The sequence below is a fragment of the Tabrizicola fusiformis genome (assembly GCF_013328815.1).
Classification (GTDB): Bacteria; Pseudomonadota; Alphaproteobacteria; order Rhodobacterales; family Rhodobacteraceae; genus Fuscibacter.
This window is the reverse complement of the sequence record NZ_JABUHN010000012.1, coordinates 20,769-45,112: the sequence shown is the minus strand read 5'-3', so window position 1 is coordinate 45,112 and position 24,344 is coordinate 20,769. Positions and strand designations below refer to the sequence as shown.

Below are 24,344 nucleotides of genomic sequence, written 5' to 3'. Positions count from 1 at the left end.
GGCTTGCGCTATCGCCCGGGCGTCTGGTGCCCCGCGCAATCGGGGAGAATCGGGAATGTGGTGCAAATCCACAACGTGCCCAACGCTGTAAGGTGGATGGCGCCGCAGATGCCACGGGCCGCAGGGCCGGGAAGGCGCGGCGCCGCGTGAAGCCAAGTCAGAAGACCGGCCAGACGGAACCGGGGCAGCCGAAGGCCGGCGGCCGTCCCGTTTTTCGCCAAAGGGGACTGCCCATGACTGCCGAATACCCGATGATCCCGTCCGGGCCCTTTGCGCCCGCCGACCGCGAGGCGGTTTACCGTGCCATCTACAGCCGCCGCGATGTGCGCAGCCAGTTCACGTCGCGCCCGATTGACGACGCGACCCTGCTTCGGCTGTTGCGCGCGGCGCATCACGCGCCCTCGGTCGGGCTGTCGCAGCCATGGAACTTCATCCTGATCCGCTCTGCGGCCATCCGGGCGGCGGCACAGGGCGCTTTTGCCCGCGCCAATGCCGAAGCCTGTGCGATGTTCCCGGCCCAGCGGCGCCCGCTTTATTCCACGCTCAAGCTGGAAGGCATCCTGCAGGCGCCGGTCAATCTCTGCATCACCTGCGATCACAGCCGGGGTGGGGCGGTGGTTCTGGGGCGCACCCATCAGCCGCAGATGGACCTGTTTTCCACGGTCTGCGCGGTGCAGAACCTCTGGCTTGCCGCCCGGGCCGAGGGGATTGGCGTCGGCTGGGTCAGCATCTTTGACCCCGCCGACCTGCGCGCGCTGCTGCATCTGCCCGATCATGTCAGCCCGGTGGCCTGGCTTTGCCTTGGCCATGTCGAGGAACTGCATGCCGAGCCGGAATTGCAGGCCCGCGGCTGGGCCAGCCGCCTGCCGCTGGAAGAGCTGATCTTCCACGAAAGCTGGGGCCAGCATGAGACCTGAAGCACGGGCCACGTTGCCCTGCCATTTCGGCGAATGGCTTCAGGGGCGGCTTGGCGGGGCGGGGCCGCTGGCGCTGGTCACGCTGATGCCGCAGGGGGTGACCCTGACCGCATGGCGCGGGGCCGCGCCCGGGCTGGCCTGCCACGCCATCACCCATGGCGCGCTGCCCCCGGCCCTGCTGGCGCGCTTTGCCCGGGCACTGGGTGGCGGGCTGCACGGACGTTTTCTGCTGCGCCTGCCCTATCCGCCGGGGCTGGGCACCGGCATGTCAACGGCGGGGCTGTTGGCAATGGCCCAACTGGCGGGGATCATGCCGGGGCCCACCGCTCTGGCCCGCGCCACCATCGCCGCCGAAGGGGCGAGCGATCCGCTGATGTATCCGCAACCCGCCCGCCTGCTCTGGGCCCCGCGTGAGGGGCGGGTGCTGGCCCCCCTGCCACCGCAGCCGCAGGCCCATCTTCTGGCCGGGTTCTGGGGACCGCCCCGGCCAACCCGTGCCGCGGATCAGGATTATGACGACATCTCCGATCTGGTCACGCACTGGCAGGCGGGCGGGCCGCTGGCCGAGCGGGCCGCATTGGCCAGCGAAAGCGCACGACGCTGCATCGCCCGGCGCGGACCGCAGGCCGACCCGACCGCAGCGCTTGCCCGCGATCTGGGCGCGCTTGGCTGGGCCATCTCGCATTCCGGCGCGGCGCGGGCGCTGATCTTCGCGCCGGGGCAGCTTCCGCGCCATGGCCTTGCCGCGCTGCGCGAAGCGGGCTTGCGCGGGGTTCACCGGCTGGCTACCTGCGGCGGATAGCGGCAAAGGGCAAGACGATGCGCGATCACGGCGGCAATCTGGATCAGGCGATGGCGCGGCACGGCGCGGGCGACTGGATCGACCTGTCCACCGGCATCAACCGCCGCCCCTGGCCGCTGCCCGATCTGCCTGCCGACCTCTGGCGCAACCTGCCGACCAAAACCCTGCAAACCGACCTGCTGCGACAGGCCCGCGCCACCTGGGGCGTGACCAGCACCGCCGAGGGGGTTTCTCTGGCCGGGGCACAGTCGGCGATCCAGCTTGTGCCCCGGCTGCGCCCGGCAGGAACCGCCGCCGTTCTGACCCCGACCTACAACGAACATGCCGCCTGCCTTGCGCAGGAGGGCTGGCACATCCGTCCGGGCCGCAGGCTGGACGATCTGCGCGGCGCCGATCTTGCCGTGGTGGTCAATCCCAACAACCCCGATGGCCAAAGCTTTGCCCCCGAAGAACTGCTGGACCTGTCGCGCGAGGTCGGCCTTCTGGTGGTGGATGAAAGCTTTGGCGATGTGACGCCCGCGCTTTCGCTGCTGCCCCATGCCGGGGGGCCGGGCCTTCTCGTGCTGCGGTCTTTCGGCAAGTTCTATGGGCTGGCCGGCCTGCGGCTGGGCTTTGCCTTTGGCGCCGCGGCCGAGATTGCGGCGCTGGCGCAAGGGGCCGGGCCTTGGCCGGTTTCCGGCCCCGCGCTCGGGATCGGCATCCGCGCGCTGGCCGATCATGGCTGGGCCACGGCGATGCGGCGGCAACTGGCCGCCGATGCCGCAAGGGCCGATACGCTGGCCATCACCGCGGGCTGGCGGCTGGCGGGGGGATGCGCGCTCTTCCGGCTTTATGACACCGGCGATGCCGCCGCCGCGCAAGACCGGCTGGCAAGGCATCATATCTGGAGCCGGATCTTCCCATGGTCCGACACCTTCCTGCGCCTTGGTCTGCCGGGGCCGGAACCGGAATGGCAGCGCCTGCAAGAGGCGCTGCAAGCCCCGGCCTAACGCGCCAGCGCCAAAAGCCCCGGCACATCCAGATGCGCCTCAAGATGCGCGGCAAGCGCGTCCAGCACCGCCTCCACCTCTGCGCCATGGCGGCGCGGGGCGGCGGCAATGCCCAAGCCTGCCAGAAACGCGGCACGAAAGGCGTCCGACAGGAACAGCCCGTGCAGATAGCTGCCCATGATCCGGCCACTCGCACTGACCGCACCTTCGTTGCGCCCTTCGATCTGCGCGAAAGGCCGGGCGCAATCAGGACCATGGCTTTGCCCGATATGGATTTCATATCCCTCTACCGGCAGGCCAGAGTCCACATGACGGGCACTTACCCGCGACAGGCGCTTGTCCGGCGTCATCACCGTTGCGATGTCGAGCAGGCCAAGCCCCGCCGTCTCACCAGCCGGCCCCTCGATCCCCTGCGGATCGGCCACGACACGCCCCAGCATCTGATAGCCACCACAAATGCCCAGCACATGGCCGCCCCGCCGCACATGCGCCGCAAGATCGACGTCCCAGCCCTGCGCCCGCAGAAACGCCAGATCGCCCCGCGTCGATTTCGACCCAGGCAGAATGACCAGCCGCGCCTCGCCCGGAATGGCCTCTCCCGGACGCACCATGACAAGGTTCACCCCCGGCTCGGCCTTGAGCGGGTCGAGATCGTCGAAATTCGCAATGCGCGAAAAGGTCAGGCAGGCCACCGTCACCGCCCCCGCCCTCTGCGGAGATGCCGCGATGTCGAGCGCATCCTCGGCCGGCAGAAGATGCGCCTGCGCGAACCACGGCACCACGCCAAAACCGCGCCAGCCTGTCCGCGCGCCGATCAGGTGATAACCGTCGTCGAACAACCGCGGGTCGCCGCGGAACTTGTTGATCAGGAAACCCGCCACCATGGCGGCATCGCCCGGCTCCATCACCGCCTGCGTGCCGACGAGCTGCGCAATCACCCCACCCCGGTCGATATCCCCCGCCAGAACCACCGGCACCGCCGCCGCCCGGGCGAAACCCATATTGGCAATGTCACCCGCCCGCAGGTTCACCTCTGCCGGACTGCCCGCCCCCTCCACGATCACCAGATCATATGCGCCCTTCAGACGCTGGAAACTCTCCAGCACCGCCCCCAGAAGCTGCGGCTTCAGCGCCGCATAATCGCGCGCCCGGGTCGTGGTGAGGCGCCGCCCCTGCACCACAACCTGCGCGCCCATCTCGCTTTCGGGCTTGAGCAGCACCGGGTTCATATCCACCACCGGCTCAAGCCCGCAAGCCATGGCCTGCAACGCCTGCGCTCGCCCGATCTCGCCGCCATCCGCCGTCACGGCGGCATTGTTCGACATGTTCTGCGGCTTGAACGGCGCCACCAATATGCCCCGCCGCCGCGCCGCCCGGCACAGCCCCGCCACCAGCATCGACTTGCCGACATTCGAGCCGCAGCCCTGGATCATCAGCGCCTTCATGCCCCGGCCCCTGCGCCGCTGACCCTGCGGGAGCCTCCGGCGGGGATATTTATCGCCAAGATGAAATTGCCGGTGCCCTCAAAACGGCACCGCGCCTCGGGCCGTTTGCACGGGGGAGACGCGGTGCTTTCACCTTGGGCGGTCATCGGGATCCCTCCCTGTGCCGCTCCATTTTCGTGGGACGATTCGGTTAACATTTCGTTGATTTCATCTTGGCCCAAATATCCCGGGGTCCGGGGCAGCGCCCCGGGGGCTCCGCCTGCGTTCCGGCATCAGAACTCGACCCCCGCCTGCCCCTTGATGCCCGAGCGGAACGGATGCTTGACCAGCGTCATCTCGGTCACCAGATCGGCCGCCTCGATCAGCGCCTCGCGGGCATTGCGGCCGGTCAGGCAGACATGGGTCAGGGGCGGCTTTTCCTCGCGCAGGAAGGTCAGCACCTCGTCAAGGTCAAGGTAGTCATAGCGCAGGGCAATATTGATTTCGTCCAGCAGCACGAAGCGGATCGCGGGGTCGCGGATCAGCTCCTTGGCCTTTTCCCAGCCGGCCCGGGCGGCGGCGATGTCGCGGGTCTTGTCCTGGGTTTCCCAGGTGAAGCCTTCGCCCATGGCGTGAAACTGGCAGAGGTCGCGGAAATTGCCTTCGATCAGGCGGCGCTCGCCGGTGTCCCAGGCGCCCTTGATGAACTGCACCACCGCACAGGGCATTCCATGCGCGATGCAGCGCAGGATCATGCCGAAGCCGGACGAGGATTTGCCCTTGCCCGCGCCGGTATGGACGATCACCAGACCCTTTTCCGCCGATTTGCCCGCCATGATCTTATCGCGGGCAGCCTTCTTCTTGGCCATCTTGGCGGCGTGGCGGGCGCGGTCTTCGGCTTCGGACAGAAGGGGCATTTCGCCGGTTTCAGACATCGGGGCGTTTCCTTTTCCTTGACAGCGCCGCCCATCTGGCAGACGAGGGGCGCATAGGCGCTGGTGCCTGTCTTAGGGCAGGCCAAAAGGGAATGCGACAGGTATTGCGGCGCCTTGCGTCGTGCCGCCGAAGCGCAGCCGCCCCCGCGACCGTGACCGGAAAGGTCTGTCCAATGCCACTGGCCGCAAGGTTCGGGAAGGCGGGCAGAGCGCCGGGGCAGGCTTGCCCGCCCCGATATCCGCAAGCCGGGAGACCTGCCAGCACCTGAACTGAAACGCGCGGACGGGGTGTTCCGTGACCTTCGGGTATTGGGCCTTTGCAGCCCGAACCGTTGGCCATCCCGTATATTCTTGTCGGGAGGGGCCATGGCCGCCATTTTGCATGTCTGCACCACCTGTCGCGCCGGTCAGCCGGTGCCCGAGGGCGAAGCCTGCCCCGGGCAGCGGCTGCACGACGCCCTGTTGCGGAGCGGGGCCCCGCAGGGGGTGACGATCCGGGCGACGGAATGCCTTTCGGCCTGCGATCACGGCTGTAACATCGCGTTGAGCAAGCCCGGCGCCTGGTCCTATGTCTATGGCCGTCTGGGCGAAGCCGACATTCCCGAAATCCTGCGCGGCGCCGGTCTTTATGCCATCAGCGCCGACGGCATCGTGCCCTGGCGCGAGCGCCCCGCGATCTTCCGCAAGCAAAGCCTTGCCCGCATCCCCCCGATGGAGAGCTGAGACATGCCCGATCTGACAAAAATTCCCGTGACGGTGATCACCGGCTTTCTGGGCGCGGGGAAAACCACGCTGATCCGGCATCTGATGCAGAACCCACAGGGGCGGCGACTGGCCATTCTGGTGAACGAATTCGGCACCGTGGGGGTGGACGGCGACATCCTGAAATCCTGTGCCGATGCAAATTGCCCGGTCGAGAACATTGTCGAACTGGCCAATGGCTGCATCTGCTGCACCGTTGCCGATGATTTCATTCCGACGATCGAGGCGCTGATGGCCCTGCCCGAGCGGCCGGATCACATCCTGATCGAGACTTCGGGTCTGGCGTTGCCCAAACCGCTGCTCAAGGCATTCGACTGGCCCGCGATCCGCTCGCGCATCACGGTGGACGGGGTGGTGGCGCTGGCCGATGCCGAGGCGGTGGCGGCGGGGCGCTTTGCCCCCGATCCGGCGGCGGTCGCGGCGCAGCGCGCGGCGGATGACAGCCTTGACCACGAAACACCGTTGTCCGAGGTGTTCGAGGATCAGATCGCCTGCGCCGATATCATCCTTTTGACCAAGGCCGATCTGGCGGGCGAGGCCGGGCTTGCCGCCGCCCGCGCGGTGATCGAGGCCGAAGTGCCGCGCCGTCTGCCCATTCTGCCGATGACCGATGGCAGCATCGACCCGCGCGTGATCCTGGGCCTGAATGCGGCAGCCGAAGATGATCTTGCCGCCCGGCCCAGCCACCATGACGGCCATGACGACCACGAGCATGACGATTTCGCTTCGCTGGTGATCGACCTGGCCGAAGTGGCCGATCCTGCCGATCTGGCCGCCCGGGTGCAGCGCCTTGCGCGCGAGCAGAACATCCTGCGCGTCAAGGGCCATGTCGCGGTGGCGGGCAAGCCGATGCGGCTTTTGCTGCAGGCGGTGGGGGAACGGGTGCGCCAGCAGTTCGACCGGCCTTGGGGTTCTGCGCCACGCCGTTCGCAACTGGTCGTCATTGCCGAGCATCACGACATCGACGAAGCCGCGATCCGCACCGTTCTGGGGACCTGAGGCGGGCCATGCATGTCGTCTTCCGCGAGACACGGGGACTTGAGACCGCCGAAGCGCCGTTTGATCCGGGGCAGGAACCGGCAGAGCTGATCGTCCTGTCCTTTTCGGACAGCGATCTTGGCGCCTTTGCTGCGGGCTGGCACCGATCCCGCAGGATGGGCAATATGGCCCATCCTACCTTGCGGCTGCAAAATCTTGTCGCGCTGAAACATCCCGTCTCGGTCGATACCTATGTCGAGCGCACGCTTTCGGGGGCCAAGGCCATCCTGATCCGGCTGATCGGCGGGGCGGCCTATTGGCCCTATGGCCTTGCCTCGGTGCAGGATCTGGCGCGGCGGCGCGGTATCGCGCTGGCGGTGTTGCCCGCCGACGGGCGGTCCGATCCGGCGCTGGATGCCGCCTCGACCCTGCCGGTTTCGACGCTGCGCCGGTTGCAGCATCTGTGCGATACCGGCGGCGCGGTGGCGGCACAGGCGGCGCTGGCGCAGCTTGCGCTGGCGGCGGGGCTTTATGCCGGGCCGGTGCCGGGGGACAAGCGGCTGCCCGACATGGGGTTTTACGACCCCGATCTTGGGGCGATTCCGGCACCGCCAGAAGGCCGCGCCGTGCTGATCAGCTTTTACCGCAGTTATCTGACGGCCGCCGACACCGATCCGGTGGATGCGCTGATCCGTGGCTTTCGCGCGGCGGGTATTGCCGCCTGCGGGGTCTTTGCCGCCTCGCTGAAGGCGCCCGGGTTTGCCGATTGGCTGCGCCCGCACCTGACCGCCAATCCGCCGCTTGCGGTGGTGAATGCCACCGCCTTTTCCGCACGGGGCGATGATGGGGCCACGCCTTTTGACGGGGCCGATTGCCCGGTGTTTCAGGTGGCGCTTTCGACGGCGCGGCGGCGCGACTGGGCCGCGTCGGACCGCGGCCTTTCGCCCTCCGACCTTGCCATGCATGTGGTCCTGCCCGAGGTGGACGGGCGGCTGTTCGCCGGGCTGGTGTCGTTCAAATCGCCCGGGGGGAAAGATCCCGACCTGCAGTTTTCGCGCTTTGCCCATCGCGCCGATGCCGGGCGGGTGGCGGCGGTGGTCGCGCGGGTGGCGGGATGGCTGCGGCTGGCCGAAACCCCTCCGGCCAAGCGGGCGCTGGCGATGGTTCTCTCCACCTATCCGGGCAAAGGCTGGCAGATGGCCCATGCCGTTGGGCTGGACGCCCTCGCCTCGGCCGAAGCGGTGATGGCCGATCTGACGACGGCGGGCTATCTGGTCGCGGGGGCGGCCCCGCTGGCGCCGGCGCTTGCGGCCGAAAGGCTGCACTGGCCGCTGGCCGATTACCTTGCCGCGCTGGAAACGCTGCCCCCAAGCCTGCGCGCGGCGCTGCACGCCGCCTGGGGCGCGCCCGGCGATGATCCGGCCTGTGCCGGCGGAGCGTTCCGTTTTGCCGCCACCCGGCGCGGGAATGTCCTGATCGCGCTGCAGCCGGAACGTGGCCTGCCCGCTCGGCAGGACGACGAGTATCACGACCTGACCCGACTACCCCGCCACGCCTATGTGGCCTTTTACCTGTGGCTGCGGGCGCAGGGCCTGCACGCGATGGTGCATATGGGCGCCCATGGCACGCTGGAATGGCTGCCCGGGAAATCCGTCGCTTTGTCAGAGACGTGCTGGCCCGAGGCTTTGCTGGGTGACCTGCCGGTGATCTATCCGTTCATCGTCAACGACCCGGGCGAGGCGGCGCAGGCCAAGCGACGGATCGGCGCGCTGACCCTTGGCCATCTGCCGCCGCCCCTGCGCGCCGCCACCCTGCCCGAAGCCCTGCACGGGCTTGAGCGGCTTCTGGATGAATATTCCACCGCCGACGGGCTGGACCCGGCCCGGCGTGACCGGCTGATTGCCGCAATCCGTTCCGAGGCGCAAAGCGCCGGGGTCGAGGCCGATCTGGGCCTGCCGCCCGGTGCCGGAGCCGCCGAGGCGATCACCCGGATCGACCGCTTCGTCTGCGATATCAAGGAAAGCCAATATGGCGACGGGCTGCATGTCTTTGGCCGGGGCGCCTGCGGGGATGCCGAACGCGTGGGGCTGCTGACCGCGCTGGCCGGGCGGCGGGTGGCGCCGGGGCCTTCCGGCAGTCCGGCACGGGGGCGGGCCGATGTGCTGCCCACCGGGCGCAACCTGTTCGCCGTCGATCCCCGCGCCGTGCCCAGCCGCGCCGCCCATGCGCAGGGCGTGAAGCTCGCCGAAGAGCTGTTGCGCCGGCATCTGCAGGATCATGGCGACTGGCCGCGCGGTCTGGTGGTGGACCTCTGGGGCAGCGCCACCATGCGCACGGCGGGCGAGGAATTTGCCATGGCGCTGCATCTGGCAGGGCTGGCGCCGGTCTGGGACGGCGGATCGGGCCGTGTCAGCGGGGTGGAGGTGGTGCCGCTCGCCCTGCTGAACCGACCCCGCATTGATGTGACGCTGCGGGTGTCGGGCCTGTTCCGTGATGTCTTCCCGGCTCTGGCCGCGCTCTTTGAAACCGGCGCGGAGATGCTGGCCGAACGGGACGAAGACGCCGCCGACACCCCCTATGCCCAGCGCGCCGCCCGGGTCTTTGGGCCCGGCCCGGGGGAATACGGGCTTGGCATGGCGGCGGCGGCGCAGGATTTCACCGCAGAGGCGCGGGCGGCGGCGGGCGAGGCGTGGATTGCCGCCTCAAGCTGGGCGATCGGGGCCGATGGCCTGCCGCGCGCCGACCGTGCCGGGCTTGAGGCGCGGCTGCGCGGGGCGGACAGTTTCGTTCACGCGCAGGATTTGCCCGAAAGCGATCTGCTGCTGGCCGCAGATTATGCCGCGCATGAGGCGGGGTTTGCCGCGGCCCTTGCCCGGCTGGGCGCAGCACAGCCCGCACTTTACCACCTTGACGCAACGCAGCCAGACCGGCCCCGCGCCCGCAGCCTGACCGAGGAAATTGCCCGCGTGGTTCGCGGTCGAGCCGCCGACCCGCTCTGGGCCGAAGGCATGATGCGCCACGGGTTCCGGGGGGCCGCCGAGATTGCCGCCACCGCCGACCATCTGGCGGCCTTTGCCCACCTGGCCGGGGTGGTGCCGCCCCATCTGTTCGACCTTTACCACACGGCCACGCTGGGCCGCGACGATCTGGTCGCCTTCATGGCGCGCGAGAACCCCGGGGCACTGGCGGCGCTGCGTGACCTGTTCCGGCGGCTGGCCGAGGCCGGGCTTTGGGTCACCCGGCGCAACTCGATCGCCGCCGCGCTGGAGGCGGGGGAATGAGCGCCCCGACCTTTCAGGTGCAGGGCTGGTGCCCCGGTGCGCTGCGTCCGATGATGTCGGGCGACGGGCTGGTGGTGCGGCTGCGCGCGGCAGCGGGGCGGCTGTCGCCCCGGCAGGCGGCGGGCATTGCGGCGGCCTCCCGGACGCATGGCAACGGGCTGATCGACCTGTCGGCACGGGGCAATCTGCAATTGCGCGGCGTTACAGCGGCATCGCATGGCCCGTTGATCACCGATCTGCGCGCGCTGGACCTGATCGATGCCGATGCGGCGGAAGAGGCGCGGCGCAACATCCTTGTCACGCCGTTTGCCGATGCCGTGACCGACGCGCTGGCCATGCGGCTGGCGGCGGCGCTGCCCGCGATGCCGCCGCTTCCGGGCAAGTTCGGCTTTGTGGTGGATACCGGCGCGGCGCCGGTCCTTGGCGGCATCGCGGGGGATATCCGGCTGGAGCGGGATACAGCGGGCGGGCTGATCCTGCGCTGCGACGGCGCCGCACTTGGCGCGCCGGTGGATGCGGCGACGCTGCCAGCGGTGGCGGTTGCGCTGGCCGAATGGTTCGTGGCGGCAGGCGGCGTGACGGAGGGGCGGGGCCGGATGGCGGCGCTGATCGCGCGGGGCGTGCGGCCCGGTGGCGCGCTTGCGGGCCGGGTGGCGCCTGCCCCGGCCCTGCCAGCCCCTGCGCCGGGTCTGGGGACCGAGGGCGCGCTGGTGGGCCTGCCCTTTGGCCAGATGCAGGCCGCCACACTCGGCACGCTTGCCACTCTGGGCGCGCTGCGGCTGACCCCGTGGCGGATGCTGCTGGTCGAGGGGCTGCGGCATCTGCCCGACCTGCCCGGCCTGATCCTGCGCGGCGATGATCCGCTGCGCAGGATCGAAGCCTGCTCGGGCGCCCCGGCCTGCCTGCAGGCATTGGCCCCGGTCCGCGCCTTGGCCCGCAGGCTGGCGCCCGAGGTGCCGGAGGGCCGCCTTTTGCATATTTCGGGCTGCGCCAAGGGCTGCGCCCATCCGGGGCGGGCCGATCTGACACTGGTGGCAACTGCGGCAGGCTTTGACCTGATCCGGGGCGGCACAGCGCAGGACCGCCCCGACCAAACCGGCCTTGCCGCCGAAGCGATTGATCTGAAAGGACGGTTCTGATGCCGCATCTCTATGAAACCGATGGCGCGGCCATCTATCTGCAATCCTTCGCCACCATCCGGGCCGAGGCCGATCTGGCCCGTTTCACCCCCGAGGAAGAGGTCGTCGCCGTCCGCATGATCCATGCCGCCGGGATGGTCGGGCTTGAAAAACACATCCACTTTACCCCCGGAATGGCAGTTGCTGCACGGGCTGCACTTGAGGCCGGTGCGCCGATCCTCTGCGATGCGCGGATGGTCAGCGAGGGCATCACCCGCCCCCGCCTGCCCGCCGGGAACCCGGTGATCTGCACGCTGCACGATCCGTCGGTGCCCGCGCTGGTCGCCCGCATCGGCAACACCCGCTCTGCCGCGGCGGTCGAGTTGTGGCGGCCGCATCTGGCGGGGGCGGTGGTGGCCATCGGCAATGCGCCGACCGCGCTGTTCCACCTGCTGAACATGCTGGAAGACCCCACCTGCCCGCGCCCGGCGGCGATCATCGGCTGTCCGGTGGGATTTATCGGCGCGGCGGAATCCAAGGCAGCGCTGATGGCGGCCCCGCCTTGCCCCGCCGTCATCGTTGAGGGGCGGCTGGGCGGGTCGGCGATCACCGTCGCCGCCGTCAACGCCCTTGCCAGCCGGAAGGAATGACCATGACAGGCCGCATCATCTGTGCCGGGCTGGGGCCGGGCGACCCCGATCTGATCTCGGTCCGGTCGGACCGGGCGATCCGGGGTGCCCGCCATGTCGCCTATTTCCGCAAGGCCGGACGGCAGGGGCAGGCCCGGCGGATCGTCGAGGGGATGCTGCCCGCAGATGCCACCGAATACGCAATGGAATACCCGGTGACGACCGAACTGCCCTTTGACAGCCCCGGCTATAATGCCTTGCTGTCCGGCTTTTATGACAGTTGGGCGGCCAAGCTTCAGGCGCTGTCGCAGGCGGGGCAGGATGTGGTGGTGCTGTGCGAGGGGGATCCCTTCTTCTACGGGTCTTTCATGCATCTCTATGTCCGGCTGAAAGACCTTGCCCCGGTCGAGGTGATCCCGGGCATCCCGGGCATGGTGGGTTGCTGGAATGCCACGGGCCAGCCGATCACCTGGGGCGATGATGTGCTGACCGTCCTGATGGGCACGCTGCCGGAAGACGAATTGACGCGCCACATGCAAACCGCCGATGCGCTGGCGATCATGAAGACCGGGCGCAATCTGCCGCGCGTGCGCCGCGCGCTGGAGGCGGCGGGGCGGCTGGGCGATGCCTGGCTGGTCGAGCGGGGCACGATGCCCGATCAGCGGATGGTGCCGCTGGCCGGGGTGGATGCCGAAGACTGTCCCTATTTCGCCATCGTGCTGGTGCATGGCCATGGCCGCCGCCCGGTGGCGGAGGGCGTGGAATGAGCGCGGGATGGATTGCCGTTGCCGGCCTTGGCCCCGGGGATGCCGCCCTGATCACGCCCGAGGTGACCGCCGCACTGGCAGAGGCGACGGATGTGGTCGGCTATATTCCCTATGTCGCCCGCGTCGCCCCGCGCGAGGGGCTGGTGCTGCATCCGTCGGACAACCGGGTGGAACTGGACCGTGCCGCACTGGCGCTGGACCTGGCGGCCCGGGGGCGGCGGGTGGTGATCGTGTCATCCGGCGATCCGGGGGTTTTTGCCATGGCCTCGGCCCTGTTCGAAGCGGTCGAGGCGCAGCCCGACCGGCAGGGGACCGACATCCGCATTCTGCCCGGTATCACCGCCATGCTGGCGGCGGCGGCGCGGGCCGGGGCGCCCTTGGGCCATGACTTCTGTGCAATCAACCTGTCGGACAACCTCAAACCCTTTGCCGAGGTGGAACGCCGCCTGCGCCATGCCGCGCGGGGTGGCTTTGCCATGGCCTTCTACAATCCCCGCTCCAAATCGCGGCCGCAGCAATTCGCCCGCGTGCTGGATATCCTGCGCGAGGAATGCGAGGAGGCGCGGCTGATCCTTTTCGCGCGGGCGGTGACCACGCCGGACGAGGCAATCACCTGTGTCGCGCTGTCCGAAGCGACGCCCGAAATGGCCGACATGCGGACGGTGGTGATCATCGGCAATGCGGCTACGCGCCGGGTGGGGCGCTGGGTTTACACCCCGCGCTCGGTTCCGGCATGAGACAGCCAGCGCATCACCTCTTCCACCGTGGCTGCCCGGTTGCGCGGCGGCAGCGCGGGCCGGTCAATCAGGATCACCGGCAGGCGCAGGGCGCGGGCGGCGGTCAGCTTGGCCTCGGCGCCTGCGCCGCCGGCATTCTTGGCCACGATATGGGTGATGCCATGGGCGCGCATGAGCGCCGTATCGCCTGCGGCATCAAACGGGCCGCGTGCGATCACCACAGAGGTTTGCGGCAGCGGCAAGGGCATTTCGGGCGGATCGACAAGGCGCAAAAGGTAATGATGCTGCGGCTTTGCGGCAAAGGGGGCGAGGGTTTGCTTGCCGATGGCAAGGAAAACCCGGGCGGGCGCCTGCGGAAGCGCGGCCACGGCAGAAGGGGTATCGGCCACCGCCTGCCAGTCATCGCCGGGCCCGGGGGTCCACGCCGGACGCTCCAGCGCGATCAGGGGAATGCCGGTTTCTTTGCAGGCGGCGATGGCGTTCCGGCTCATTTGTGCGGCAAAGGGGTGGGTGGCATCCACCACATGGCTGATGCCTTCGCCCCGCAGATAGGCGGCCAGCCCCTCTGCCCCGCCAAAGCCGCCCACCCGCACCGGCAGAGGCTGCGCCACCGGGGCATCGGTGCGCCCGGCATAGGAAAAGACGGCCTCCAGCCCGGCATTGCAGAGCGCCCGGGCCAGACGGCTCGCCTCGGTCGTGCCGCCGAGAAGAAGGATGCGCGTCATGTCTGAACCCTGGCTTGCGATCATCGGTCTGGGCGAAGATGGACCGGCGGGCCTGACCGAGGCAAGCCGTGCCGCGCTGGCCGGGGCCGAGGTGGTGTTCGGCGCGCTCCGGCATCTGGCATTGGCCGGCGCCGGGGCGCGGGGCCGGGAATGGCCGGTGCCCTTTGACCTCGCGCCGCTTCTGGCGCTGCGCGGGCGGCGGGTGGCGATGCTGGTGTCGGGCGATCCGTTCTGGTTCGGGGCGGGTGGCACCGTTGCCGCCCATCTGCGCCAGGATGAATGGCAGGCCCATCCGGTGGCGGGGGTGTTTTCGCTGGTGGCCGCGCGGCTGGGCTGGCGGCTGGAAGAGTGTCTGTGCCTTGGTCTGCACGCCGCACCCTTTGCCCGGCTGCGCCCGGTTCTGGCGCGGGGCGTGCGGGTGATCTGCACCCTGCGCGATGCGGCGGCGGTCGGGGAACTGGCGGAATGGCTGGCCGAGAATGGCTTTGCCACCGCGCGCCTGACGGTCTGCGAGGCCATGGGCGGCTCGCGAGAGCGGCTGCGACAGGGGGCGGACTGGCCCGACATTCAGGCGCCGGTGGCGGTGGCCATCGACGGCGCCGACCTGCCACGCGGCGCCGGGCTGCCCCGCGGCTTTGGCCTGCCGGATGCGCTGTTCCAAAGCGATGGACAGATCACCAAAGCCCCGGTGCGGGCGGTGACACTTGCAGCACTTGGCCCCCGCGCGGATGAGGTGCTGTGGGACATCGGCGGCGGTTCCGGCTCGATCTCGGTCGAATGGTGCCTTGCCGGGGGCCGCGCGGTCTGCATCGAGGCGCGAGCAGAGCGCGCTGCGAATATCCGGGCCAATGCGGTGGCCTTTGGCATCGCGCACCGGCTGACGGTGCAACAGGGCTGGGCCTTGCCGCTCTTGGCCGATCTGCCGGTGCCGGATGCCGTCTTTGTCGGCGGCGGCGGGGATATGGCTCTTTACGCCGCCCTTTGGCCGCTGCTGCCCGCGGGCGCCCGGATCGTCGCCAATGGCGTGACGATTGAAACCGAAGCGATTCTGGCCGCCCAACATGCCCGCCGTGGCGGTAGCCTGATCCGGGTGGACATTGCCGAGGCGGCGGCGCTTGGCCGCTTTCGTGACTGGCGCGCGGCGCGGCCCGTGGTGCAATGGCGGGCGGTGAAATGAGGGTCGCGGGCATCGGGTTCCGCAAGGGCACGCCACTTGCTACGCTGCGCGGCGTGCTGGCCGCCGCCGAAGCCTTGGGCGGCGCGGCAGAGGCGCTGGCCAGCACGGCGGAAAAGGCGGCGGATGCGCGGATGCGCGCGCTGGCGGCAGAGCGGCATCTGCCACTTCTGGCCGTGGCGGTGGCGGGCATCGCCACGCCGACCCATTCCCCCCGCATTGCCGCGCGGTTTGGCACCGGCTCGCTGGCCGAGGCGGCGGCGCTGGCGGGTGCGGGGGCGGGCGCAAGGATTACCGTGGCGCGGATCACCGCGCCGGACGGCATGGCGACCTGTGCCATGGCCGAAACAGAAGGAACCACGACATGACCGTCCATTTCATCGGTGCCGGGCCGGGTGCGGCCGACCTGATCACCCTGCGGGGCCGCGACCTGATCGCGGCCTGTCCGGTCTGTCTTTATGCCGGATCACTGGTGCCCGAGGCGCTCTTGACCCATTGCCCTCCGGGCGCGCGGATCGTGAACACCGCCCCCCTCAGCCTTGACGGGATCATCGCCGAGATCGCCGCCGCCCATGCCGCAGGCCATGACGTCGCAAGGCTGCATTCCGGCGACCTGTCGGTCTGGTCGGCGATGGGCGAACAGCTTCGTCGCCTGCGCGCATTGGGTATTCCCTATGATGTGACGCCGGGCGTGCCCGCTTTCGCGGCAGCAGCGGCGGTGCTGGGCGCGGAACTGACCCTGCCGGGGGTGGCGCAATCGGTGGTGCTGACGCGCACGTCGGGCCGGGCTTCGGCCATGCCCGAGGGGGAAAGCCTTGAGAATTTCGCGCAGACCGGGGCAACGCTGGCCATCCACCTTTCGGTGCATGTGCTGGCCGATGTGGTGGCGCGACTGATGCCGCACTACGGCGCGGATTGCCCGGTGGCGGTGGTGTTCCGGGCAAGCTGGCCCGATCAGAAGGTGGTGCGCGCCACGCTGGGCAGCATCGAAACCGCAATCGGCGCGGGGGAACGCACGGCGCTGATCCTTGTCGGTCGGGCCCTTGCCGCCGAGGATTTCGGCGAAAGCCGCCTATACGCCGGGGATTATGACCGGCGCTATCGCCCCGTCGGCACCGATCCGCGGTTTCCCGAATGAGGATGCCCGGCGCCATCCCTCCCGGCCTGCTGATTTCAGCGCCCGCCTCGGGCACCGGCAAGACCACGGTCACGTTGGGCCTGATTGCGGCTTTCCGCGCGGCGGGGCTTGTGGTGCAGCCGTTCAAATCGGGGCCGGACTATATCGACCCGGCCTTTCACGCGGCGGCGGCGGGGCGGCCTTCGGTCAATCTGGACAGTTGGGCGATGACGCCGGGGCGGATCGCCGCGCTGGCATCGGGTGCGGCGGGGGCCGATCTGGTGATCGCCGAAGGCTCAATGGGGTTGTTCGACGGTGTGGCGCGGGCCGGAGAGACGGGAACGGGGGCGAGTGCCGATCTGGCGACAGAGATGGGCTGGCCCGTGATCGCGGTGCTGGATGTCTCGGGTCAGGCGCAGACGGCGGCGGCGGTGGCAGCGGGGTTGGCAGGCTTTCGCCCGGGGCTGCGGCTGGCGGGGGTGATCCTGAACAAGGTCGCCTCGCCGCGGCACGAGGCGCTGGTGCGGGCGGGCATGGCCGTGGCGGGCCTGCCGGTTCTGGGCGCCCTGCCGCGCAAGGCGGCGGTGGCCCTGCCCGAGCGGCATCTGGGGCTGGTTCAGGCCGAGGAATTGCCCCGGTTGCAGGCTATTCTGGCCGAAGCCGCGGCTTTTGTCGCCGCGCATTGCGATCTGGATACCATTCGCGCCGTGGCGGCGGGCGGCCATCTGGCCGGAACCGCCCCCCCCGTGCCGCCGCCCGGAGAGCGGATCGCCCTTGCCCGCGATGCCGCCTTTTCCTTTGTCTATCCGCATCTTCTGGCCGATTGGCGGGCCGGCGGCGCGACGGTCCTGCCGTTTTCACCGCTTGCCGACGAAGCCCCCGACCCTTCGGCCACGGTCTGCTGGCTGCCCGGGGGCTACCCCGAGCTTCACGCGGGCAGGCTGGCCGCTGCCGCACATTTCCGTGCCGGGCTGACGGAGTTCGCGGCAACCCGGCCCGTGCATGGCGAATGCGGTGGCTACATGGCCCTTGGCGCCGGGCTGGTCTCCGCCGATGGCACGCGGCACCGGATGGCGGGCCTTCTGGGGCTTGAAACCAGCTTTGCCAAGAGGCGGATGCATCTGGGCTACCGGCTGGCTCGGCCGCTTCACCCCCTGCCCGGTCTGGGCAAGGTGGCGCTGCGCGGCCATGAATTTCACTATGCCACCATCCTGTCGCAACCCGACGCCGCGCTGGCCGTGGTGCAGGATGCGAATGGCGATGCCGTGGCCGAGGCCGGATCCTGCCGCGCGATGCCCGGGGGCGGGCAGGTCAGCGGCACCTTCTTTCACCTGATCGCCCCCGCCAGTTCCGAAAGCATATCATGAGCGGCTTTGTCTCTTTCGTTTCCTCCGGCCCGGGCGACCCCGAGCTTCTCACGCTCAAAGCCGCGCGGCTTCTGTCCGAGGCCGAGGTGGTGCTGTTCGATGATCTTTCGGCGGGGCCGATCCTGTCGCATTGCGCGCCGGGGGCCGATCTGATCGCCGTGGGCAAGCGGGCGGGCCGCCCCTCGCCCCGGCAGGATCATGTGAGCCGGTTGCTGGTGGACCATGCCCTGACCGGGCAGCGGGTGGTGCGGCTGAAATCCGGCGACAGCGGCATTTTCGGGCGGCTTGAGGAAGAAATCACCGCGCTGCGACAGGCGGGGATCGGGTTTGAAATCGTGCCCGGGGTGCCTTCGGCCTGTGCGGCGGCAGCGGCGGCGGCCCTACCGCTGACCCGGCGACTGACGGCGCGGCGGGTGCAATTCGTGACCGGCGCCGATGTGACGGGCGACCTGCCCGGCGCACTGAACTGGGCGGCGCTGGCCGATCCGGGGGCGACGACCGTGGTTTTCATGGGCAAACGCACCTTTCCGGCGCTGGCAGCGGGGCTGATGGCGCATGGCCTGCCACCCGACACCCCCGCCCTTCTGGCCGAGGCGGTGGGACATCCCGAACAGCGGCTGACCCGTGCCACGCTGGCCACGCTGGGCAGCGTGATTGCGGACGGCGCGGGCGATGGCCCGGCGCTGATCCTTTATGGCCCCTTGGCCGAGGTATAGGCATGATCGACGTCACCCTCATTGGCATCGGCACCGGCAACCCCGACCATGTGACGGTCGCGGCAGCCAAGGCCATGAATGCGGCCGATCTGATCCTTATTCCGCTGAAAGGGGCCGACAAGGCCGATCTCGCCGGGCTGCGCATGGAAATCTGCCGCGCCTGCGTCACCAATCCCGCAACGCGGATCGTGGCCTTTGACCTTCCGGTGCGCGACCCCGCCACGCCGGATTACCTGACACGGGTCGGCGACTGGCACGATGCCATCGCCATGGTCTGGCAGGAGGCCATCGAGGCACATCTGCGGCAGGGTGGCGGGGCGGGGGTGGCGTTTCTGGTCTGGGGTGACCCGTCGCTTTATGACAGCACGCTGCGGATTGCCGAAAGACTGGCGCGGCAGATGCCGCTGCGGCTGCGGGTCATTCCGGGCATCACCGCCATTCAGGCGCTTTGTGCCGCCCATGCCATTCCGCTGAACGACCTCGCCGCGCCGGTCGTCATCACCACGGGCCGCCAGTTACGGCAAACCGGCTGGCCCGCGGATGCCGAAACGGTGGTGGTCATGCTGGATGCCGGCGGGGCCTTTGCCACAGTGGAGACCGGCGGCATCGAAATCTGGTGGGGGGCCTATGTCGGCATGGCGCAAGAGCGCCTGATCGCCGGTCCGCTGGACAAGGTTGCCGGCCAGATCCTTGAAACCCGGGCCGCAGCGCGCGCCGATCACGGCTGGATCATGGATGTCTATCTGATGCGGCGCAGCCGCTGACCGTGCTGTCGGTCAGGGGAGTCGGCTGGCCCGCAGTTCGGTCGGGCTGACGGCGAAACGCTGCCTGAACCTGCGCGCCAGCGAGAAATTCGACCCGAAACCCGAAGCAAGGGCCACCTCAAGCAGCGACATCTCGGTCTGCTCGCAAAGCTGCCAGGCCAATGCCAGTTGCAGATCAAGGTAATACTGGCGCGGCGAACAGTTCAGATGGCGCTGGAACAGCCGCTCGATCTGGCGCTGCGATATGCCTGTTTCAGCGACGAAACTGCTGATCCGCAGCGGGCTTTCCACCGTCTGGCGAATCCGCATGGCCACCTGCCGGACCACGGGGGGCGCGAAACGCAACATGTTGGACATTTGCGCAGGCTGGTCCACCTCGGGGCCGCGCACGGGACCGATCAGAAAGCGGTCGCAGATCCGGTCGGCGATGTCGGAACCGAAGCGGTCCCGTGTATATCTGACGATCATGTCAAGGCAGGCCAGTTCCCCCGCGCAGGTCGAAACCCGTGCGGCAAGGTGGAACAGCTTCGGCAGGGGTTCGGCGTTCAGGTTGCGCTCGCAGAACGCCGCCAGCGATGACCAGTGAACCGCCCCCTGCCCATCGGGCAACAGACCAAGTTCGGCCAGCGCCCAGGTCGATGCCCCGATGCTGAAGATGGAAATGTTCGCCCGGCGTGCCAGCCGCAGCGCCTGACAAAGCACCTCGCGGTTATCGCGGGGCACATCGAAACCACAGCAAAAGAAGATTGCCTCGGGTGCCAGTGCTTTTCGCCCGGGGCAAAGCAGATCACATCGCCGGGGCGGATTTCCTCGACCGGGCCGCCCAGCCGCTGCACCCGGCCAAGGCCCGCCGTGACGATCAGCGTCTGGCCCAGCGGATGGGTATGCCATGCGGTGCGGGCGCCCGGCTCGAAGGTGACGCTGGCGCCTTGCACGCGGTCCGGCGCTGCGGGATTGAACAGCGCGTCAATGCGGACGCGCCCGGTGAACCAATCGGCTGGCCCGGCACGCGAGGGGATGTGTCCGGCGCGAAAAATGTCCATGCGGTCTCCTGTCAGATCGGGGCATGCAGCGTCGCGGACGGGCCGGGACGCGCTTTCACCCGGGCATAGTGCCCGACGCGGATCGCAGGCGAAAGCCCGGCGGTTCGCCTGAACCACCGGGCTTTCATCTTTCCGCGCAATTGGGCCATCTCTTCCCGCCGCCGGATCGACCGGCCTTCAGTAATAGTTGATGGCAAAGCTGTGTTCGGGGTCGTAATGCGCGTCCCAATAGCCTTTCCACAGCGCGCGCGTTACCGGCCCCACTGTGCCGTCGCCCACCGGCTGACCATCCAGCCGCGTGACGGGCATGACCCCGCCGGCGGTGGTGACGAACAGCAGTTCATCCGCCGCATAGGCCATGCCGACCGGGATATCGTCGATCACCCATGGCAGGCCCAGCTTGTCGGCCACGGCAAGCACCGACTTGCGGGTTACCCCCTCCAGCACGCCGCGCTTGGGGGTAAAGAGCTTGCCATCCTTCACCAGCACAACGTTGAAGCCGGAACCTTCGGTCAGGTTGGCATCGCCATCGGTCAGGATCGGATATTGCGCCCCGCGGTCGCGCGCTTCGAGGATGCCGCGGGTAAAATCGCCCCATTGCAGGTTCTTGACCGTGGGGTCGATGGCCCCGGCCGGGACACGGCGCACGTTGCGGGCGATGACGGCGCTGCCGCCGGTTTTCTGAACGGCTTCGTCCATCACCCACAAATAGGGCGTGACCATCAGATAGCAGTTGTTGACGCAATCCTCGGGCGGGGTCTGGCGGATGTAACGCAGGCCGCGGGTGACAATCATCATCACATAAGCATCGCGGATACCGCTGGTTGCGACCATCTCGACCAGCTTGTCGCGCATCCCCTGCCGGCCCAGCGGGTTGGTCAGCCGCAGCTTTGCAAGGCTGGCCTCAAGCCGGTCCAGATGGTCGTCCAGCCGGAAGAAGCGCCCATCCCAGACGGCGGGAACATCATAGGTCAGGTCGGATTTCAGAAAGCCCTGATCCAGCAGGGGCACCTTTGCCTGATCAATCGGCACAAAATCGGGGCCGCCGGTCCAGGCGATGCCATGCGCGAAGGGGTTCTCGCTGATTTCAAGTTCCGCAACACGGCGGCGATAACCTTCAAAGATATGGTCGGTCCAGGACATGACGGGCTCCGGGCAGATGGATCAGGCGGGCAGGACGCCGGCGGCAATGATGTCGCCCAGCGCGAGGTCGGCGGCCTCGACCGCGCGGTCGATATCGGCGGGGGTATGCGCGGCACAAAGGAACATGTTGTGCTTGGGATGCAGGAATATCCCGTGACGCAGGGCGGCCACGGTAAAGGCATTGGCGATGCGCAGATCACTGTCCCCCTCGAACAGCACCATCGGCATTTGCGCGGGCCCGGTCTGCCGCAGAGCAAATCCGTGGCGCCGCGTCACCGCGTCAAGACCGTGGCGCAGCCGTTCGCCCATCGCGCGGGTGTGGGCGATGGCATCGGTGTCACGCAGGATCTTGACCGTCGCAAGGCCCGCAGCCATGGCAGCGGCGCCATACCAGAAAGACCCGGTGGTGAAGATCTTCGAGGCCCCTTCGCGGGCGCGGTCATTGCCCGCAACAGCCGCCAGCGGCCAGCCATTGGCGATGGCCTTGGAAAAGGCCGCAAGGTCGGGCTTGACGCCATAAGCCGCCCAACTGCCACGCACATCCAGACGGAAACCTGCCCGCACATCGTCGATGATCAGCATGGCACCCGACCGGTCGCAGATGGCCCGTGCCGCCTGCAGCATGGCGACCGAGGGCTCTTCCTGATCCCGGCCGACATCGTGGCGGAAGGCGGTCAGCAGGATGGCCGCAAGGTCATCCCCCGCGGCAGCGACCGCGGCATCAAGGCTGGCCAGATCGTTCCAGTCGAAGGTGATCAGGTGGGCGCGATCCTCGGATGTCACTCCAACCAGCGAGGGCGAACACCACGGCACGGCCCCGTGATAGGCGCCTTTGGCAACGATGACCTTGCGCTTGCCGGTTCCGGCGCGGGCCATGGTGACGCAGGCCGTCGTCGCATCGGTGCCGTTCTTTTGAAACATCGCCCAATCGGCGAAATCCAGCGTCTCGACCAGCGTTTCGGCCAGTTCGACCAGAACCTCGGTCGGGCCGTTGCCGGCATCTACCCGTGCCATCTGGGCCATGGCCGCCGCCTGCACCTGCGGGTGCTTGTAGCCAAGGACATTCGGCCCCCAGGCGCACATGAAGTCGATATATTCGTTGCCATCGACATCCTTCACCCGGCACCCGTCGGCCGAAGCGAAGAATTGCGGATAGCCCGGCGCAATCGCGCGGGTCGCCATATGGCCCCACATCCCGTTCGGGATCACAGCGGCAGCGCGGCTCTGCAGAGCCAGATCGTGACTATTGGGCAGATGGCGGGTCATGGGGCACTCCGGTCCGGGTCAAAAGGCGGGGGGCGCTGACGCCCCCCGAAGGGAGGTGTCAGTTGGTGATTTCCGCCAGGGGCAGGTTGCAGCAGGCGCTGTAGCGCACGCCTTTGACATTCGGCCCATAGGCAAGGATCAGGTCGGGGCTGACCATGGGAATGATGATCTTGTTGTTGATCATCTCGGTCGCGGCCTCGGACCAGAGCTTCTCGGCCTCTTCGGGGGTCGAGGCAGCCAGCGCCTGCGCCTTCAGTTCCAGCGGACGCGGGTTGATGATCGAGGCATCGGTTCCGCCCCCTGCACGCTTGGCCCAGACGGTGCCTTCGGACATGCCGAACACATCGACATATTGCGAGGTGCCGAAAAAGTCGGGCGCAAAGAACACAGCCGTCAGCGGGATGTGGTCGCCATTGGCCGCCTCACGCCAGTTGGCAAAGGGCACCGGCGACAGATTGACCGTGATGCCGACCTTGGACAGGTCTTGCTGGATCTTCTGCATCATGATCGAGAAATCGACGCCATAGACGTTCAGATCGGGGTAGATAGACTCCAGCGTGAAACCATCGGCCAGACCGGCAGCGGCCAGAAGTTCCTTGGCCTTCTCGGGGTTGTATTCGGGGATGGCGTGACCATCGCCGCCCGGAAAGCCCAGCGGGATCGGCGCAGCCAGCGGACGGCCCGCGCCGCCCAGCGTGAAGTCGATCAGGGCGGTGCGGTCAATAGCAATCGAGATCGCCTCGCGCACCTCGGGGGTCATCTTGATGGTCGTGGCCTTGGCACCCGGCGACAGCGCGATATAGACAAAGTTGTAGGACGGCACCCGTTCGACAATCGCGCTTGACCCTTCCAGCGACTTGGCCGTTTCCGGGTCAATCTGCATGGCAATGTCGGCCGCGCCCGATTGCAGCATCTGCGCCTGCGCCACGGCATCCTTGACCTGACGGAAGATCACTTCGGGCACCGCCGGCTTGGTGCGCCAGTAATTCTCGTTCCGGCCAAGGCGCAGTTCCGAATTCGGCTCATAGCTGGTCAGAACGAAGGGGCCGCTGCCTGCCGATGCCGTCAGGAACCAGTTTTCGGAGGTGTCCTTGTCAGCGGCGGTTTCATCCGCAATGGCCCCGTTCGCGGCAGCGACATCGCTGTTGATCACGCCAAGGAAACCCGCAGCCACCTGATTGAGAAATTCCGAGTTCGGCGCCGAAAGCTTGACGATCACGGTGGCGGCATCCGGCGTGTCGATGGACACGATGGGATCGGCAATGAAGGCGCCGTTGCCCTTGATGTTCTTCAGCCGCTCGAACGACCATTTCACATCCTTCGGTTCAACCGGCGAGCCATCGGAGAACTTCGCGGCGGGATCAAGGGTGAAGGTGAATTCGGTCTGCTCGGGGTTGACCGTCCAGCTCGAGGCCAGCAGCGGTTGCAGCTTGTTGTCCTTGTCCAGCGTCACAAGCTGTTCATAGACCGAGGTGTTGTAGATCTGGCAGGTATCGCACCATGCCCGCGCCGGATCGAGCGAGTTCACATCCATGTCGCGGGCAATCACCAGCGCCTTTTCCTCGGCGCTGGCTTGCCGGGCGGGCAGGCCAAGGATGGCGGCACTCAGCGCGACTGACAGAAACAGGACGGTTGGAGAGGGCAGTTTGAGCTTCAATCTGTGCATCGTCTTTCTCCTGTTGGTTCGGGT

At 68.3% G+C, this 24,344-nt stretch carries 23 protein-coding genes, 1 pseudogene and 2 riboswitches; of the genes and pseudogenes, 16 read left to right on the top strand and 8 right to left on the bottom strand.

Going from position 1 to position 24,344, the window contains the following annotated elements:
• Positions 1-20 precede the first annotated feature (20 nt).
• Positions 21-176: riboswitch (cobalamin riboswitch) on the top strand.
• A 57-nt stretch (positions 177-233) separates the two neighbouring features.
• Genes bluB through cobD form a run of 3 tightly spaced genes read left to right on the top strand, consistent with a single transcriptional unit; the run spans position 234 to position 2,708 of the window.
• The gene (gene bluB / locus HS053_RS17400) at positions 234-917 is read left to right on the top strand and encodes a 5,6-dimethylbenzimidazole synthase (protein ID WP_174212513.1); all 684 of its coding nucleotides are present in this window, start codon (positions 234-236) and stop codon (positions 915-917) included.
• A complete protein-coding gene (locus HS053_RS17395) occupies positions 907-1,719 on the top strand; it encodes a propanediol utilization protein (RefSeq protein WP_174212512.1) in 813 nt (270 codons plus the stop codon). The genes bluB and HS053_RS17395 overlap by 11 nt, the downstream gene beginning before the upstream one ends.
• Before the next feature lie 17 nt (positions 1,720-1,736).
• Positions 1,737-2,708 (top strand): threonine-phosphate decarboxylase CobD, encoded by a 972-nt coding sequence (gene cobD / locus HS053_RS17390; protein WP_174212511.1) that lies wholly within the window; start codon positions 1,737-1,739, stop codon positions 2,706-2,708.
• Here cobD and HS053_RS17385 read toward each other — a convergent pair.
• Together HS053_RS17385 and cobO are read right to left on the bottom strand one after the other, a co-directional pair.
• On the bottom strand, positions 2,705-4,153 hold the full coding sequence (locus HS053_RS17385; RefSeq protein ID WP_174212510.1) for a cobyric acid synthase: 1,449 nt from the start codon (positions 4,151-4,153) through the stop codon (positions 2,705-2,707). The two genes, cobD and HS053_RS17385, sit on opposite strands and share 4 nt — an antisense overlap.
• A 272-nt stretch (positions 4,154-4,425) precedes the next feature.
• Positions 4,426-5,067 (bottom strand): cob(I)yrinic acid a,c-diamide adenosyltransferase, encoded by a 642-nt coding sequence (gene cobO, locus HS053_RS17380; RefSeq protein ID WP_174212509.1) that lies wholly within the window; start codon positions 5,065-5,067, stop codon positions 4,426-4,428.
• A 44-nt stretch (positions 5,068-5,111) separates the two neighbouring features.
• Positions 5,112-5,344: riboswitch (cobalamin riboswitch) on the top strand.
• Between the two features lie 89 nt (positions 5,345-5,433).
• On the opposite strand from cobO, the gene HS053_RS17375 reads away from it, so the two are divergent.
• Genes HS053_RS17375 through cobJ form a run of 7 tightly spaced genes read left to right on the top strand, consistent with a single transcriptional unit; the run spans position 5,434 to position 13,339 of the window.
• Positions 5,434-5,790 (top strand): DUF1636 family protein, encoded by a 357-nt coding sequence (locus HS053_RS17375; protein WP_174212508.1) that lies wholly within the window; start codon positions 5,434-5,436, stop codon positions 5,788-5,790.
• A 3-nt stretch (positions 5,791-5,793) separates the two neighbouring features.
• Entirely contained in the window at positions 5,794-6,828 is a 1,035-nt protein-coding gene (cobW, locus tag HS053_RS17370; protein ID WP_174212507.1) for a cobalamin biosynthesis protein CobW, read from the top strand.
• A gap of 8 nt (positions 6,829-6,836) precedes the next feature.
• Positions 6,837-10,088, top strand: coding sequence for a cobaltochelatase subunit CobN (gene cobN / locus HS053_RS17365; protein ID WP_174212506.1), 3,252 nt, complete (start codon positions 6,837-6,839; stop codon positions 10,086-10,088).
• Positions 10,085-11,227 (top strand): precorrin-3B synthase, encoded by a 1,143-nt coding sequence (gene cobG, locus HS053_RS17360; protein ID WP_174212505.1) that lies wholly within the window; start codon positions 10,085-10,087, stop codon positions 11,225-11,227. Before cobN ends, cobG begins: the two co-directional genes overlap by 4 nt.
• A complete protein-coding gene (locus tag HS053_RS17355; protein WP_174212504.1) occupies positions 11,227-11,856 on the top strand; it encodes a precorrin-8X methylmutase in 630 nt (209 codons plus the stop codon). Before cobG ends, HS053_RS17355 begins: the two co-directional genes overlap by 1 nt.
• Before the next feature lie 2 nt (positions 11,857-11,858).
• Complete coding sequence (locus tag HS053_RS17350; protein WP_174212565.1) at positions 11,859-12,602, top strand: precorrin-2 C(20)-methyltransferase; 744 nt, start codon at positions 11,859-11,861, stop codon at positions 12,600-12,602.
• On the top strand, positions 12,599-13,339 hold the full coding sequence (gene cobJ / locus HS053_RS17345) for a precorrin-3B C(17)-methyltransferase (protein WP_174212503.1): 741 nt from the start codon (positions 12,599-12,601) through the stop codon (positions 13,337-13,339). The genes HS053_RS17350 and cobJ overlap by 4 nt, the downstream gene beginning before the upstream one ends.
• Here the strand turns inward: cobJ and HS053_RS17340 are convergent.
• Entirely contained in the window at positions 13,312-14,064 is a 753-nt protein-coding gene (locus tag HS053_RS17340) for a cobalt-precorrin-6A reductase (protein ID WP_174212502.1), read from the bottom strand. The genes cobJ and HS053_RS17340 overlap by 28 nt on opposite strands.
• Between HS053_RS17340 and cbiE the strand changes: the two genes are divergently transcribed.
• From cbiE to cobF, 6 genes are read left to right on the top strand one after another with little or no spacing between them, the layout of a single operon-like run.
• Positions 14,063-15,241 (top strand): precorrin-6y C5,15-methyltransferase (decarboxylating) subunit CbiE, encoded by a 1,179-nt coding sequence (cbiE, locus tag HS053_RS17335; RefSeq protein WP_174212501.1) that lies wholly within the window; start codon positions 14,063-14,065, stop codon positions 15,239-15,241. The genes HS053_RS17340 and cbiE overlap by 2 nt on opposite strands.
• Positions 15,238-15,606, top strand: a complete 369-nt coding sequence (locus HS053_RS17330) for a cobalamin biosynthesis protein (RefSeq protein ID WP_174212500.1) — start codon at positions 15,238-15,240, stop codon at positions 15,604-15,606. The genes cbiE and HS053_RS17330 overlap by 4 nt, the downstream gene beginning before the upstream one ends.
• On the top strand, positions 15,603-16,376 hold the full coding sequence (gene cobM / locus HS053_RS17325; protein WP_174212499.1) for a precorrin-4 C(11)-methyltransferase: 774 nt from the start codon (positions 15,603-15,605) through the stop codon (positions 16,374-16,376). Before HS053_RS17330 ends, cobM begins: the two co-directional genes overlap by 4 nt.
• Positions 16,373-17,722, top strand: a complete 1,350-nt coding sequence (locus tag HS053_RS17320) for a cobyrinate a,c-diamide synthase (protein WP_241699914.1) — start codon at positions 16,373-16,375, stop codon at positions 17,720-17,722. The genes cobM and HS053_RS17320 overlap by 4 nt, the downstream gene beginning before the upstream one ends.
• Positions 17,719-18,438: a uroporphyrinogen-III C-methyltransferase gene (cobA, locus tag HS053_RS17315; RefSeq protein WP_174212498.1), complete on the top strand. Its 720-nt coding sequence runs from the start codon at positions 17,719-17,721 to the stop codon at positions 18,436-18,438. Before HS053_RS17320 ends, cobA begins: the two co-directional genes overlap by 4 nt.
• 2 nt (positions 18,439-18,440) lie before the next feature.
• On the top strand, positions 18,441-19,202 hold the full coding sequence (gene cobF / locus HS053_RS17310) for a precorrin-6A synthase (deacetylating) (protein WP_174212497.1): 762 nt from the start codon (positions 18,441-18,443) through the stop codon (positions 19,200-19,202).
• A 12-nt stretch (positions 19,203-19,214) separates the two neighbouring features.
• On the opposite strand, the gene HS053_RS22610 is transcribed toward cobF, so the two are convergent.
• From HS053_RS22610 to HS053_RS17285, 5 genes and pseudogenes are all read right to left on the bottom strand, one after another.
• On the bottom strand, positions 19,215-19,925 hold the full coding sequence (locus HS053_RS22610) for a helix-turn-helix domain-containing protein (protein WP_347233349.1): 711 nt from the start codon (positions 19,923-19,925) through the stop codon (positions 19,215-19,217).
• 41 nt (positions 19,926-19,966) lie between these two features.
• Positions 19,967-20,245, bottom strand: a pseudogene (locus tag HS053_RS22370) (cupin domain-containing protein); the annotation flags it as partial.
• Positions 20,246-20,422: 177 nt separating this feature from the next.
• Positions 20,423-21,388: an aminotransferase class IV gene (locus tag HS053_RS17295; protein ID WP_174212494.1), complete on the bottom strand. Its 966-nt coding sequence runs from the start codon at positions 21,386-21,388 to the stop codon at positions 20,423-20,425.
• A gap of 21 nt (positions 21,389-21,409) precedes the next feature.
• Positions 21,410-22,654: an aminotransferase class III-fold pyridoxal phosphate-dependent enzyme gene (locus tag HS053_RS17290; RefSeq protein ID WP_174212493.1), complete on the bottom strand. Its 1,245-nt coding sequence runs from the start codon at positions 22,652-22,654 to the stop codon at positions 21,410-21,412.
• A 58-nt stretch (positions 22,655-22,712) separates the two neighbouring features.
• Positions 22,713-24,320: an ABC transporter substrate-binding protein gene (locus tag HS053_RS17285; RefSeq protein WP_174212492.1), complete on the bottom strand. Its 1,608-nt coding sequence runs from the start codon at positions 24,318-24,320 to the stop codon at positions 22,713-22,715.
• Between the last annotated feature and the right edge of the window lie 24 nt (positions 24,321-24,344).

Bases quoted from the DNA above. Each gene is read 5' to 3' on its own strand.
- HS053_RS17295 (WP_174212494.1), bottom strand. From the start codon at position 21,388: ATGTCCTGGACCGACCATATCTTTGAAGGTTATCGCCGCCGTGTTGCG.
- cobG (WP_174212505.1), top strand. From the start codon at position 10,085: ATGAGCGCCCCGACCTTTCAGGTGCAGGGCTGGTGCCCCGGTGCGCTG.
- HS053_RS17395 (WP_174212512.1), top strand. From the start codon at position 907: ATGAGACCTGAAGCACGGGCCACGTTGCCCTGCCATTTCGGCGAATGG.
- cobW (WP_174212507.1), top strand. From the start codon at position 5,794: ATGCCCGATCTGACAAAAATTCCCGTGACGGTGATCACCGGCTTTCTG.
- cobO (WP_174212509.1), bottom strand. From the start codon at position 5,067: ATGTCTGAAACCGGCGAAATGCCCCTTCTGTCCGAAGCCGAAGACCGC.
- HS053_RS17330 (WP_174212500.1), top strand. From the start codon at position 15,238: ATGAGGGTCGCGGGCATCGGGTTCCGCAAGGGCACGCCACTTGCTACG.
- HS053_RS17290 (WP_174212493.1), bottom strand. From the start codon at position 22,654: ATGACCCGCCATCTGCCCAATAGTCACGATCTGGCTCTGCAGAGCCGC.
- HS053_RS17355 (WP_174212504.1), top strand. From the start codon at position 11,227: ATGCCGCATCTCTATGAAACCGATGGCGCGGCCATCTATCTGCAATCC.
- HS053_RS17320 (WP_241699914.1), top strand. From the start codon at position 16,373: ATGAGGATGCCCGGCGCCATCCCTCCCGGCCTGCTGATTTCAGCGCCC.
- cobF (WP_174212497.1), top strand. From the start codon at position 18,441: ATGATCGACGTCACCCTCATTGGCATCGGCACCGGCAACCCCGACCAT.
- HS053_RS17385 (WP_174212510.1), bottom strand. From the start codon at position 4,153: ATGAAGGCGCTGATGATCCAGGGCTGCGGCTCGAATGTCGGCAAGTCG.
- cbiE (WP_174212501.1), top strand. From the start codon at position 14,063: ATGTCTGAACCCTGGCTTGCGATCATCGGTCTGGGCGAAGATGGACCG.
- cobN (WP_174212506.1), top strand. From the start codon at position 6,837: ATGCATGTCGTCTTCCGCGAGACACGGGGACTTGAGACCGCCGAAGCG.
- HS053_RS17350 (WP_174212565.1), top strand. From the start codon at position 11,859: ATGACAGGCCGCATCATCTGTGCCGGGCTGGGGCCGGGCGACCCCGAT.
- cobM (WP_174212499.1), top strand. From the start codon at position 15,603: ATGACCGTCCATTTCATCGGTGCCGGGCCGGGTGCGGCCGACCTGATC.
- HS053_RS17375 (WP_174212508.1), top strand. From the start codon at position 5,434: ATGGCCGCCATTTTGCATGTCTGCACCACCTGTCGCGCCGGTCAGCCG.
- HS053_RS17340 (WP_174212502.1), bottom strand. From the start codon at position 14,064: ATGACGCGCATCCTTCTTCTCGGCGGCACGACCGAGGCGAGCCGTCTG.
- cobJ (WP_174212503.1), top strand. From the start codon at position 12,599: ATGAGCGCGGGATGGATTGCCGTTGCCGGCCTTGGCCCCGGGGATGCC.
- HS053_RS17285 (WP_174212492.1), bottom strand. From the start codon at position 24,320: ATGCACAGATTGAAGCTCAAACTGCCCTCTCCAACCGTCCTGTTTCTG.
- cobD (WP_174212511.1), top strand. From the start codon at position 1,737: ATGCGCGATCACGGCGGCAATCTGGATCAGGCGATGGCGCGGCACGGC.
- bluB (WP_174212513.1), top strand. From the start codon at position 234: ATGACTGCCGAATACCCGATGATCCCGTCCGGGCCCTTTGCGCCCGCC.
- cobA (WP_174212498.1), top strand. From the start codon at position 17,719: ATGAGCGGCTTTGTCTCTTTCGTTTCCTCCGGCCCGGGCGACCCCGAG.